At 57.6% G+C, this 11,425-nt stretch carries 12 protein-coding genes; 9 read left to right on the forward strand and 3 right to left on the reverse strand.

The window, feature by feature from the left end; genetic code table 11:
• Nucleotides 1–180 precede the first annotated feature (180 nt).
• The 3 genes from CC94_RS0118730 to CC94_RS0118740 form a co-directional block, all read right to left on the reverse strand.
• Nucleotides 181–1,524 (reverse strand): lysine N(6)-hydroxylase/L-ornithine N(5)-oxygenase family protein, encoded by a 1,344-nt coding sequence (locus CC94_RS0118730; RefSeq protein ID WP_036304138.1) that lies wholly within the window; start codon nucleotides 1,522–1,524, stop codon nucleotides 181–183.
• Nucleotides 1,525–1,563: 39 nt separating this feature from the next.
• Complete coding sequence (locus tag CC94_RS0118735; protein WP_031431786.1) at nucleotides 1,564–3,984, reverse strand: penicillin acylase family protein; 2,421 nt, start codon at nucleotides 3,982–3,984, stop codon at nucleotides 1,564–1,566.
• 82 nt (nucleotides 3,985–4,066) lie between these two features.
• Entirely contained in the window at nucleotides 4,067–5,065 is a 999-nt protein-coding gene (locus CC94_RS0118740; RefSeq protein WP_005372414.1) for a hypothetical protein, read from the reverse strand.
• 456 nt (nucleotides 5,066–5,521) lie between these two features.
• Here CC94_RS0118740 and CC94_RS0118745 point away from each other — a divergent pair, with 456 nt between their 5' ends.
• The 9 genes from CC94_RS0118745 to CC94_RS0118785 all read left to right on the forward strand — a co-directional run bounded on the left by CC94_RS0118745 (nucleotide 5,522) and on the right by CC94_RS0118785 (nucleotide 11,422).
• Nucleotides 5,522–5,764 carry a hypothetical protein gene (locus CC94_RS0118745; RefSeq protein ID WP_005372417.1) on the forward strand — a complete coding sequence of 81 codons (243 nt, stop codon included), beginning with the start codon at nucleotides 5,522–5,524 and terminating at the stop codon, nucleotides 5,762–5,764.
• Nucleotides 5,765–5,783: 19 nt separating this feature from the next.
• Complete coding sequence (locus CC94_RS0118750; protein WP_036304140.1) at nucleotides 5,784–5,999, forward strand: hypothetical protein; 216 nt, start codon at nucleotides 5,784–5,786, stop codon at nucleotides 5,997–5,999.
• 22 nt (nucleotides 6,000–6,021) lie between these two features.
• Nucleotides 6,022–7,683: a multidrug ABC transporter permease/ATP-binding protein gene (locus CC94_RS0118755; protein ID WP_031431788.1), complete on the forward strand. Its 1,662-nt coding sequence runs from the start codon at nucleotides 6,022–6,024 to the stop codon at nucleotides 7,681–7,683.
• Between the two features lie 83 nt (nucleotides 7,684–7,766).
• Nucleotides 7,767–9,101 carry a carbohydrate porin gene (locus CC94_RS0118760; RefSeq protein WP_005372421.1) on the forward strand — a complete coding sequence of 445 codons (1,335 nt, stop codon included), beginning with the start codon at nucleotides 7,767–7,769 and terminating at the stop codon, nucleotides 9,099–9,101.
• Between the two features lie 73 nt (nucleotides 9,102–9,174).
• Nucleotides 9,175–9,693: a c-type cytochrome gene (locus CC94_RS0118765; protein WP_051911545.1), complete on the forward strand. Its 519-nt coding sequence runs from the start codon at nucleotides 9,175–9,177 to the stop codon at nucleotides 9,691–9,693.
• A gap of 154 nt (nucleotides 9,694–9,847) precedes the next feature.
• A complete protein-coding gene (locus tag CC94_RS23895; protein WP_157203477.1) occupies nucleotides 9,848–10,126 on the forward strand; it encodes a hypothetical protein in 279 nt (92 codons plus the stop codon).
• A complete protein-coding gene (locus CC94_RS0118775) occupies nucleotides 10,113–10,454 on the forward strand; it encodes a heavy-metal-associated domain-containing protein (protein ID WP_031431790.1) in 342 nt (113 codons plus the stop codon). The genes CC94_RS23895 and CC94_RS0118775 overlap by 14 nt, the downstream gene beginning before the upstream one ends.
• Entirely contained in the window at nucleotides 10,441–11,136 is a 696-nt protein-coding gene (locus tag CC94_RS0118780; RefSeq protein ID WP_031431791.1) for a ferritin-like domain-containing protein, read from the forward strand. Before CC94_RS0118775 ends, CC94_RS0118780 begins: the two co-directional genes overlap by 14 nt.
• Before the next feature lies 1 nt (nucleotide 11,137).
• Nucleotides 11,138–11,422 carry a hypothetical protein gene (locus tag CC94_RS0118785; protein WP_005372429.1) on the forward strand — a complete coding sequence of 95 codons (285 nt, stop codon included), beginning with the start codon at nucleotides 11,138–11,140 and terminating at the stop codon, nucleotides 11,420–11,422.
• Nucleotides 11,423–11,425: the final 3 nt, after the last annotated feature.

Raw genomic sequence — 11,425 nt, forward strand, 5'->3', positions numbered from 1 at the left:
AACCGGCCGGCACGGCGCGAACGCCTTGCCGGCCCCAATGCTTGGCGAACCGAAAGGCCGCCAAATATTAGCCGGCATCCTTGCCAGCTAAAACCGGGAAACCGGTTTTTCTAGTACGCGCTCGGCCCACACCGGGCGCGCCCTAAAGAACTGGCGCAGAAATTCGGCCCGGCCGATGCTTCAAACTCGCCCCACTCGCAATAAGGTAGCCGTATCCTGGTTTTCCGATCCGGTCTGAGTCTTGGCCGGGTAATCTTCACCCCATTGCAGCGGCGATGGGCAGGGGTCGACATCGTAAATCGCCTCCTCCATCAGGCTATTGATGATGATCGCCGAGCGCCAGGCGGCCAGGCTAAGCTGGGCATCGGCCACGCCGTGGCTGTTCCGGCCCGCGTTCTGCATATAGATGCGGTGCTCGGCGGGACCGTCCCAAGGCACGCGGTAATCCTCGGTCAAACGGGGAAGACCGTCAGCGTCCAGATCGAGCCGGCCGCGCAGCGGCATCAAGCATTCGGGAAGCTGGTAACGGTAACCGGTCGCCAGGATGATTTTGTCGACAACCACGCTTTCGTCGGTATGGTTGAAACCGTTGCGCATGTACAAATGGAACGCATTTTTACCGCCGCTCATCAGATGCACCTCGCGATTCGGCAGGATCGCGTAAGGCGTGGTGTCGCAGTCGAGAAAATCGCTGTCGTAAAGATACTGCGACAAGGCTTGCAAGGTGGCCGGCGAAACTCCGTCGCCGGTCAATTTATGGGAACTGACGATCGGCGGTTTTCTGGCTTCCGGCAAGCGGTGGAAATTGCGCACATAATGGGGCGTAAAGTATTCGTTGATAAAGGCGGTTTCATCGAGCGGATCCAGATTCTGCCGTCTGCTGAGCCAGACGATTTTTTCGGCCCGGCCCCGGTTTCCGGCCATTAAATCCAGAAAGATTTCCGCTCCGCTCTGGCCTCCGCCGATGATCGCGACGCGCTTCCCGGCCACCGAAAACTCCGACCCGACATAATGGTGGCTATGCAGGCAGTTATCGCCGACGTAACGCTCGACCCAGGCGGGAATATTCAGTTTCATCCCAGTGGCGACAACCAGGTGACGGCTATGCACATTAGCCACCCCCTCGCCCCGCAAATCGAAACCGTGCGTATCGAATGCCACCGAATCGACCGCCGTGCCGAAACTGAGGCTCGGCAACTGTTCTGCGGCCCAACGCAGATAGTCGGCAAACTCGATCCGCCGCACTCGTGGATATTCGGCATTGATAAAACGGTAAAAGCGGCCTTTTTTTACCAAATAGGACAAAAAACCATAGGAGTTGCTCGGATCGATCGGAGTCACCAGGTCCTTCAAATAGGAAGTCTGCATCTGCGTACCGGGCAGCATCATCCCAGGATGCCAATTGAAGCTGTTCCGACGCTCGAAGAAACGCGCCCGGCAGTGCGGCACCTTCGACAGCAACGCGGCCAGGCTGAGATTAAAAGGCCCGATGCCGATGCCGGCCAGGTCAAGACGATCGTTCATGACTGTTTCCTGTGATTAAATTAATAAAAGATGGCGCGCTCATTCGGGTAGCCAATGTTGATGCGCCACCGCGTCGCGTTCGATGGTGTCACGCCCGGTCGTCAACGGCAGATAACCGCCTTCCGCCCACGCCGAAGTCATGTCGCGGTAGTGGGGCGACCAAGGCCGGCCGGATTGGCCGGTACCCAGGATAAAGACCGAGTTGTCCGGCTCGGCCAGATCGTAAATCGCTCGAAATGCCGGCCCGGACTCTCCCAGGTAACGGCCCGTTTGCTCGTCGTAACGGTAGCCGCTGACGTTGACGGTATCCATGCCGCCGGCGCTTTCGGCTTCGACATTGAAGAACCGCCCCAATCCGGGCAGCCTGCCGAGCGGCTGATTGGCAAACACGCTGACATGCGCCCTGCCCCAGCGCCATTGCGCCGGCTCGTCGCCGTAATGCCGGCGCAGTTCGGCGACGGCGTCCTGTAAAGCCTGGCGGATTTCGCCAGCGCAAGGCGTCGGCGCCGCAGCACCGCTTCGGCACCAGCGCCCGGCGCTGCCGTCGCGGTTATTGAGCACGCGGGCGAGAAACGCCGGGTTGTAATCGCCGACCAGCTCGTAAAATTGGCCCAATTTGTCTTGCAGCAGAATGCCGTTCAAATGGCGCAGCCAAGCGGCGAATATCAAAGGCTGCGCGGCATCCGCCGCCATCCGGTAGTCCCAATCGCGCATACTGCGCAATACTTGCCGGCTCGATTCATCCTCAACATCCACGTTCAACAGTAACGGCATCAGTTCGGCGGCGACCGGGTTAAACACATCGTTCTGCAAGGCCGCAAATGAGCGGACATCGTGACGCGCCCGTCGATCGAGCAAGTCCGAAATGCGCTCGGCCCGATACGGCAACGCCCAGCCCGAGGTAATGAAATGAGGATAATCCTCGGGGGTGATTTTTTGGTTGGCGGTGACGATTTTGCCGCCGCTGCCGCCGCTTTGTTGCGGCAGTTGCTCGAAGGGAATCATCCCCTGCCAGTCGTATTGAGCCAGCCAGCCCGGCGCAGGCAACGCGCCGCGGAGTTCATTGCCTTGGGCACGCAGAGGCACTCTGCCGGCGGCGATAAAACCGATGCGTCCTTCGGCATCCGCATAGACGATGTTCTGCTGCGGGGAGTGAAAATCGCGCGCCGCCGCTTTCAGTTGCTCCGCGTTTTGCGCGCGGCCGGCGTTCAGCATGAAACGGACGGTCATGTCGTCGGCGCGCAAGCCGACCCAGCTCAGCGCCAGCGCCGTGCCCGGCGGCGTCGCCAGCCGGGCGTCGGCGTCGGCTGTGGAAATGAGCGGTCCGTGCCGGCTGGCCCGGACAGTCAAGCGTTCATCCGGCGCACCCTTGACGCGCAAGGTTTCGGTAAATTCGGTAAACGCCGCCTCGCCGGCCGGCGTCCGATAATGCGCAGGATTGCCGGGCACCAGGCGCTCGACGAATACATCCTGGCTATCGGGGTTGGTATTGGTAAACGCCCAGGCGACTTGTTCGTTACGGCCCAATAAAATGCCGGGCACGCCGGGTAAACCGGCACCGATCACGTTCAAACCCGGCGCATGCAAATGGGCAAAGTACCAGGTCGACGGCGCGGTCAACGGCAGATGCGGATCGTTGGCCAGCAGCGGTTTACCGCTGACGCTGCGGCTGCCGTCAACCGCCCAGTTATTGGAACCGACGCTTTTGTCGGCTTCGTCCCGATGCTGCGCCAGCAAGCGGTCTGCCTGCGCAGCGACCGGCGCATACCATTTCGAAACATCAGGCAAGGTTTGCGGCGCATCGCCGGGATACGGCGGAAACAGGTCGGCCAATTGCACAGCCGGCAACCGACTTTGCAGGCGCAGATTGAGCAGTTCCTCCCACCAGTTGCCGGACAGGCGCCAGGCCATGATTTTCAACCAGGTCAGAGAATCCACCGGCCGCCAGGGCTCCGGCCGCGGCGCGCCGGCCAGGTAAAATTCGACCGGCAACCAGCGGCTCTGCGCGATGCCGGCGTTGACGCCTTTGGCGTAGGCCTGCAAGCTGGCTTGAGTGGCGGGATCGAGCCGCGCCCAGTTGGCCTCGGCGGCGCGGCGCAATCCCAAGGTGCGCATGAAACGGTCCTGCTCCAGGGCATCGGCGCCGAACAGTTCCGCCAGCCGGCCGGATCCGGCGCGACGGCTCAACTCCATTTGCCATAATCTTTCCCGAGCATGCAGATAACCTAAAGCGAAATAGGCATCGTCGGCGCTTTGCGCATACACGTGCGGCACATCAAAGCGGTCCCGGTAAACCTCGACGGGTTGAATCAGCCCGGCCAACTCAAGCGTTTCATCGCGCGCACCGCTCGACTTCAGCCATAGACCCGATAGAATGGCGAGCATGCCGGCCAGCCACCAGAAGATCGGCCGATTTTTAATCGAACTGACGGGCTTGCCGAGCGATTCAACTGATTTCATTGGGATGGAATATTGGGTGACAGCATCCGGTTGAACGGGCGCGGCAAACCCGGGCTTGCCACGCGCCGCGGATTGCGGATGTTTATTTTTTAGCCGTAATTTCCAGACTCCAGCCGCCTTTGATTTCGCCGTCGAACCAGTAGAAATCGTCGACGACGACCAAGCGCCATTGTCCGGTCGGCGACATGCCGTTCAGACTGCTCAAAGTCGGGCCATTCAGCACTTTTTTGTGGGTGGTGGGATCATCGGCGACCACGGTTCTCAAAACGGTGCCTGGCGTCAATGACACCGAATTGGTCGCCGTGTTGAATGCGGTCGTGGTGTCTAAAATCTCAGTAGAGAAATTAGGAAAATGATCGCTATCAGGATTATTGTCGTAATCGGTCGGCTTAAAAGTTCTCAAAGACGTGTCAGTCCAGACGCCGACCCATTCGTTGTATATGATGTTATACAGGGGATTCGGGGTTCCATCACGATTCGTTTCTCTACCGCTCAAACGACCGTTATCCAATACCGAACGCGGCAGCGGCAATGTGGCGGAGTCGTCGAACTTCCAGTTCAAACCCGCTGCCGTGACACCCAAGACCCCGCCGTCCTCCGTCGCGCCGGCCGCGCTGACGTTGGAGGCCAGCATGACCCAGCGGCCATCGGGAGCCACCAGCAGCATGTCCACATCATTCAGATAAGCGTGATGAATGTCTTTAATCACGACATTGATATCGGTGATCTTAGCGCCTTTCGGAAAAGCCGATTCCGGGACTTCGATAATCGACGCATAAGGCGTCGCAGGGGTCACCTGCACTGCCGGCGCATCATCGGCACTGTACTTATCCAGTAACGCCGCACATTCCGGTTCGTCGGGATCGGCGCATTCGTCATTGATCTTAATTGGCGTCGGATTGCTGAAAGTTCTCGAGCCCTTTTTCAATTTGGACATGTTGCCCCATTCGAACTCTTGCTCTTTTTTTATTACTTTGCCAGCCACGGCCAAATCCGTTTGCGCCAGCGACAGCGCCGCAATAACGGCTACCAAGGATTTAACCAAAGTAAAACCAGGGTGTTTTGAAGTTTTCTTATTCATTGAATTACCTTATTCAGATTGATGGCTCATAGATAGTCCTATTCAGAGGGCGTCTGGCCCAAAAGCGATAACTAACGCAATTCTAAATGAGAACGATTCTTATTTTGCTGTTAATCCTGATTTTTGTCAACCTTTTCTACTTTTTTATTTACAGATGTTTAGGTGAACTCCAAAAGTCTGTTCAATAAAAACCGTCTTTTCTTTGCCCAAGCGTTTCATAACCGCGAAAACTCGATTCGTCGGACGATCTCATCTCTCTTTTTCCGAAAGCGTTTTCATTATGAAGGACATGAATGCGGAGAGTGCCGGAATGGCGTGTTTGCCTGAAAGAGCCGTGTATCCGAAACGAAAATGCTCTAACAACAAGAGCATCTATCCACAGAAAAATAATAAATTTGTTGCAAATAGATATTGAGAATGATTATCATTTGTATAAACGAATAACCGGAGCTCACCATGAAATTCTTTCCCTCTTTGTTTAGCACGCCGGCAACCGTAAGACTGGAAATCGAACCGAACTTTCTAGCCTCTTTGTTAGCGAGTGGACATATCCACGTCGCCGACTTCCGCTGCCTGGATCTGAATTCGAAGCAGATCGTCTGGAAGATGTTGCTGTCGCTTGCCAAATCGAAGCTGGCCACGGCGAGGCATGGCTCGAAAGCCGTCAGTACGCTATCCGAATCGACTTATCCATCCTAACTGTCCGGAGAATTTGACCATGTCTAACAAGCCCTGCAGCCATGAAGACCTCGCCAGCAACGCCGCCGGAAAAATATTGATGTGCCATGAGTGCGGTGTCGTCCACCTGCTCTTGCCCAATCTGTCGTTGCGCCTGAACCTCGAACAATTCGCCGAATTCTCGGCATTGGCCGCAGAAGCGGCCAGAAAAATAGGCAAGCCAACGATCCTTCCGGCCGCCAACACCCGACATTGACTATCGCGCACAAAATCGTCCCATGACCTTGCTCCGCTTACTGTTCAACCGCTTCCGCTGGGCGCTACTATCGGTGCTCGCTCTGAGTATCGCCAGTGCCGGGTTATCGGTAGGGGTGATCGCTTTCACCAACGAGCGCATGCTGCATCCGCAGAACGAATTGAGCTCTACCCTGATGCTGTTCGGCGGGTTGCTGGCGGCCGTATTCGTAATCGGCACCGCCTCGCAGATTTGCATGACCACGCTCGGCCACCGCCTGGTTTACCAATTGCGCCGTACGCTGGTGAAACGCATCCTCGATACCGATCTGGAGCGGCTGGAACGGCTCGGCCCGCCGCGCCTGCTGGCCAGTCTGAACAGCGATACCAGCCACCTGACTTCCGCATTCATCAGTCTGCCGTCGGCGGTTTACGGGCTGGTCCTGAACCTGGGCGGCTTCGCCTATCTCGCCTGGCTGTCGCAGCCGCTGTTCGCCGCCACCGCCGGCTGGATGCTGCTGACCGTGATGGTCGGCTGGCTGCTGATGCGGCAAACCCACGCCCGCATCGATGCCGCCCGCGCTATCGAGGATTCACTCTACGAGGACTACCAGGCCGCCTTGCTGGGCCGCAAGGAATTGGCGCTGAACCGCCAACGCGCGGAACGGTTCTATCGGGACGAATTCGAACCGCATGCCGCCGCCAGCCGCGACCGCGAGACCGCCGCCGATATCTTCAACGGCTTTAACGAAAATTGGGCCAACATGATGATTCTGGGGTCGATCGGCCTGGTGTTTTTCCTGGCGCACGGCGCCGGCTGGGCAGACCACGCGGTAGCGACGACCTACTCGCTGACGATCCTGTTTCTGCGCACGTCGCTGACCGGGCTGATTGCCGCGATTCCCAGCCTGATCGGCGGCAGCGTGGCGCTGGATAAGCTCAACAGCCTGCAATTGCCGGAATACCGCCCCGACTTTTCCGACCTGCCCCGAAATTTGACGTCGAACTGGCAAGCCCTGACTTTCCAGGGCGTGCGCTACCGCTATCCGGAAACAGAAGGCAGCAACCGTTTCGAGGTCGGCCCGCTCGACTTGACGCTGAAGGCAGGCGAAATCGTGTTCCTGATCGGCGGCAACGGCAGCGGCAAAACCACCTTTACCCGCCTGTTGACCGGCTTGTACCCTGCCCAGGCCGGAACCATTCTGTGGAACGGCTCCGCCTTGACCGAGCCGGATCGTCCGGCCTATCGCCGGCTGTTTTCCACGGTGTTTTCCGACTTCCATTTGTTTCACCGCCTGCTCGGGCCGGACGGAAGCGATCCCGCCCCGGAAGAGATCGCTTATTGGCTGGAACGCCTGGAGCTGACTCACAAGGTCAAGGTCGGAGACGGCCGGCTGCAGGATAGCCGCCTGTCGCAAGGCCAGCGCAAGCGCCTGGCGCTATTGGCAGCGATCCTGGAAGACCGGCCGGTCATGGTGCTGGACGAATGGGCCGCCGACCAGGATCCCGGCTATCGCCGCCGCTTTTACACCGAGTTGCTGCCGCTACTGAAAGCGCAGGGCAAAACCGTGCTCGCCGTCACTCACGACGAGCACTATTTCGATGTCGCCGATCGGGTCGTAAAAATGGACGAAGGGCGTTTACTGGAAATCGACTCACATCGCTTGCGAACTGAATCCACCTGCGTCTCGCAACTTGTTCAGTGATTTGATGGCTTTAAAAAAAAGCCGGACCGGCTCGTTCAGCAAGGACGGCCGAAGCCATGACTTTCCAGGGTGCAGGATCGACGATGAATCGAAAACAAAAGATTTCAAGTTGGAACAATAAGATATTGATCGCTATCATGTGGATCGCTTATCTTCCTGCCGGCACTGAAGGAACGGTACTGGCTTCCCCTACCGAGCCCGGCGAAAGCGAACCCAAAGCAAAGGAAACTTCGGAACAACCGGAATCTTTTGAAAGTGAAAGCGCCTTGACAGGTGATTGGGGCGGTGTGCGATCGACTTTACTCGAAAACGGGATCAACATCGGCATTGCCAATACCGGCGACTTATTGGCCAACTCTCGAGGCGTAAGCGCCGATGTCCGCTATGCGAACCTGCTGGAGGCATCGCTTACGGCGGACATGGACAAGTTAGCGGGTTTGACCGGCGGTTCCCTGTATATCATGGCGATCGGCACCCACGGAAGAGACCCGGGCGAGGCGACCGGCAGCATCGCCGCTCCGAGCAACCTGGCGGCCAACGATACCTTCAAACTCTTCGAAGCCTGGTACGAACAAACGTTCTTTAACGACCGGATCGGCATTCTGGCGGGACTCTACGCCGTCGATTCCGAGTTCGATGCGAAGGGAACCGCCGATGTTTTTCTCAACGGGGCGTTCGGCACGGGCCTGGACCTGTCCGAAACCGGGCTGAATGGTCCGTCGATCTTTCCGGTAACTTCGCTCGGCGTCAGAGTCCGCGCCAATATTACCGAGGAAATCACCCTGCGGGCGACGGTTCTGGACGGCGCTCCGGGCGATCCCGACCATCCCCGCGGCACACGGATCGGATTAAAGAAAGGAGACGGTCTGCTGATCATGAGCGAACTCGATTATCAGCCTCATGCATTCGACTTCCTGCGCTTCGGCGTGGGCTCGTGGTTGTATACTGCCGATTTCGACGACCTGGCCGATACCCGGCCGAACGGCGATCCTGTGCGCCGAGAGGGCTCTTACGGGATCTATGGCTTTGTCGAAGGCGTGATCTTTAATGAACCGGATACGGTCGATCAGGGACTCAGCGGTTTCTTACGCATCGGCAGCGCCGACGAAGACGTTAACCAGATCGGAACTTTCTATGGCGCAGGCTTAGTCTATACCGGCCTGTTCCCAAGCCGGGACGATGACGTGCTCGGACTGGGCGTAACGGTGGGAATCAACGGCGACAAGTACGAGCGTGCGCTGAAAAGCGCCGGCGGCTCCGTCAAGGATGCCGAAATAGCCCTGGAACTGACCTATCGGGCGCAGATAACGCCATGGCTCAGCCTTCAGCCGGTTCTCCAGTATTACATTAATCCGGGTACCGATCCCGCATTAAACGACAACATCGTAGGCGGGTTTCGGTATGGCGTCACTTTCTGAGGAAGTCTGGGTGCCCTGTATGATAAACATAACTTCGACAAGATTCCGGCCGTATTGGGCCTTGACAGCGTTAATGCTGATCGCCGGCTGCACGAGGACGATGATGGAGGAGGAATCGGCACATTCTTCTTCCGGCACAGCGGAGAATCATCCGAACCTTTGGAGATGCCCGCCAACGCGTGAAACGCCCCAGGCGCCCCAGTCCTATTACCTGAAACCAAACCCTTTGGCACGGACGCCCGGCAATATCGAAAAAGGAAAGCGGCTGTATGAAAGTGACGCCGCGCCTGTCTCGTGCGCGAACTGCCACGGGCTGTACGGCGACGGCCAGGGGCCGATCGGCAAACATTTGCAGCCGCCGCCGACGGACTTCACCTGCAAAGCCCTCATGGAGTCTTTGCCCGACGGCCAGTTATTCTGGATCGTTGAAAATGGCTCGGGGCTTTATGAATTGACCCCCGGCCACAGCCGGGAAACGCTCAAACGGCCCGGGCGACGGCCGCGCTACACCGCCATGCGCGGCCACAAGAATGAGTTGACCGAGGAGCAAATCTGGCAGTTGGTATTGTATATCAGGACATTCTCGAAATAATCGCCGCCCGAATGAAGGATTGGATTTTCCAGAAACGGTTCTGTCAAATGTGCGTACCCGCGAAGGTTCGGGCAGCGAGCGGCCGCGCCGACTTTTTCGACCGTCGGTTCGATAGCGAACGCATGCGCAAGATTATTCTTGCGGCGAGACAGTAATGAAGGATACAGGCAAATCTTTAGCAAAACCTTGGGTTGCCAATGCCTATCGGCGGGCATATACTCAAGCCGTCACCCCCGAACAAGGTTACCCATGCCGCAAGACAACAGATGTTGGCGATTTAAATCGTACGGGCACCGATGCCTCACTTTCGAAAACACAAGCAGGATGCCGTAGTTTAAGCCGCCTGCCGGAGTTCGTAAAACACTTATACCGCTGGCAAGCCGCCGCCAGCCAACCGATTTTTTCCAGGAAGCGAATTTATGCCTACCTTTGAACAACTGCGCGGCTATCTCGACCGGGTCAATATCGCCCACCATATCCGGGGCCGTATCCGACTGCGCCTTCAGGCTTATCCCAAGGAACTGCCGCTACCCGATCCGGACGATACCGGACAATTCCAAGCCCTGATCGAACAAACGCCCGGCGTGCGCTCGGTACGCATCAATCCGTTGGCGCGTTCCTGCCTGATCGAATACGACCCCCGGGTAATCCCCGACCAAGCCTGGAAAGATTTCATTGCCGGCGATTCATCGGCCGCTGCGCTGATCCTGGAACACATCCTGCGCGACACTTATCAGGAGATCATTCATGCCCAATTATGACGAAGCGATCCTGCGTTCCCGCAGGCTAAACCCCAACGCACCGTTTCCGCTGCTGCATCAGGCGGTACGTATCGCGCTGTACGACGAGTATGCGGCGCGCGCATTCTATGGCCGGGTGGTCGAAGCCTTCGGCCCGCGGCCGCCGTTCGCCAACATCGTGCGCGCCGAACAACGCCATGTTGAGGCGCTCTCCCGGCAATGCGAACGTTTAGGCATTCCCCGCCCGTTGGATCCGTTTCCGCAGGAAACCGAAATCGAACCGACCTGGCGGGCCAACTGCGAGCGCGCCGTGGTCGGTGAAATCGCCAATATTCGACTTTATCACGATTTGTTGCCGCATGTCGGCGATCCGCACGTCATCAGCGTCATGCAAAGCTTGCAGGCCGCTTCGCTGAACGACCATCTGCCGGCTTTTCAAGAAGCCGTCGCCGATGCCCTGGCACAGGAACACTACCATGCCGCTCAAGGCATTCCGCCGCAACAGGCCTACGAACATCACGGCCCGTTGGCCGATCTCCTGGAAAAACTCCTCGTCCAGCTTAGTCCGCACGCGGGCTCCTTCGGCTTGTTCAGCCCGCTGCTTCGCCGTACGACCCCCGCCATGCTGGCCGGTATCACCCTGGGCGGCGCCGGCGTTTATTTGTACCGCAACCGCTTAAGTCGTAGAAACCAGGAGAATTGATATGTTCCATTTAATCCGTTTTGCAGCCGGCGTAGTCACAGGGATTGTCGCCATTAAACTGATTCAAAGTAAATCGACTCAGGACACGCTCAAAAAAGCCGGCAAATCCACCCAGGCAACTTTGGAAAAAGCTCAGGACAAACTGCGCGACGCAACCGTCAACAGTCTTGAAGCCATCGAAAGCGCATCGGTCAAAGCCCGCGCCAAATTAACCAGCGAAGAAAAAGCGGCGACGAAAAAGATTTCCTCGCGCAAACACGAAAAAATCGAACCCGACCAGGAGTAAACT

The organism is Methylomicrobium agile, from assembly GCF_000733855.1.
In the GTDB taxonomy this organism is placed as follows: Bacteria; Pseudomonadota; Gammaproteobacteria; order Methylococcales; family Methylomonadaceae; genus Methylomicrobium; species Methylomicrobium agile.

Excerpts from the sequence above, each read along its gene's own strand:
- CC94_RS0118730 (WP_036304138.1), bottom strand. The coding sequence starts at position 1,524 with ATGAACGATCGTCTTGACCTGGCCGGCATCGGCATCGGGCCTTTTAAT.
- CC94_RS0118735 (WP_031431786.1), bottom strand. The coding sequence starts at position 3,984 with ATGAAATCAGTTGAATCGCTCGGCAAGCCCGTCAGTTCGATTAAAAAT.
- CC94_RS0118740 (WP_005372414.1), bottom strand. The coding sequence starts at position 5,065 with ATGAATAAGAAAACTTCAAAACACCCTGGTTTTACTTTGGTTAAATCC.
- CC94_RS0118745 (WP_005372417.1), top strand. The coding sequence starts at position 5,522 with ATGAAATTCTTTCCCTCTTTGTTTAGCACGCCGGCAACCGTAAGACTG.
- CC94_RS0118750 (WP_036304140.1), top strand. The coding sequence starts at position 5,784 with ATGTCTAACAAGCCCTGCAGCCATGAAGACCTCGCCAGCAACGCCGCC.
- CC94_RS0118755 (WP_031431788.1), top strand. The coding sequence starts at position 6,022 with ATGACCTTGCTCCGCTTACTGTTCAACCGCTTCCGCTGGGCGCTACTA.
- CC94_RS0118760 (WP_005372421.1), top strand. The coding sequence starts at position 7,767 with ATGAATCGAAAACAAAAGATTTCAAGTTGGAACAATAAGATATTGATC.
- CC94_RS0118765 (WP_051911545.1), top strand. The coding sequence starts at position 9,175 with ATGCTGATCGCCGGCTGCACGAGGACGATGATGGAGGAGGAATCGGCA.
- CC94_RS23895 (WP_157203477.1), top strand. The coding sequence starts at position 9,848 with ATGAAGGATACAGGCAAATCTTTAGCAAAACCTTGGGTTGCCAATGCC.
- CC94_RS0118775 (WP_031431790.1), top strand. The coding sequence starts at position 10,113 with ATGCCTACCTTTGAACAACTGCGCGGCTATCTCGACCGGGTCAATATC.
- CC94_RS0118780 (WP_031431791.1), top strand. The coding sequence starts at position 10,441 with ATGCCCAATTATGACGAAGCGATCCTGCGTTCCCGCAGGCTAAACCCC.
- CC94_RS0118785 (WP_005372429.1), top strand. The coding sequence starts at position 11,138 with ATGTTCCATTTAATCCGTTTTGCAGCCGGCGTAGTCACAGGGATTGTC.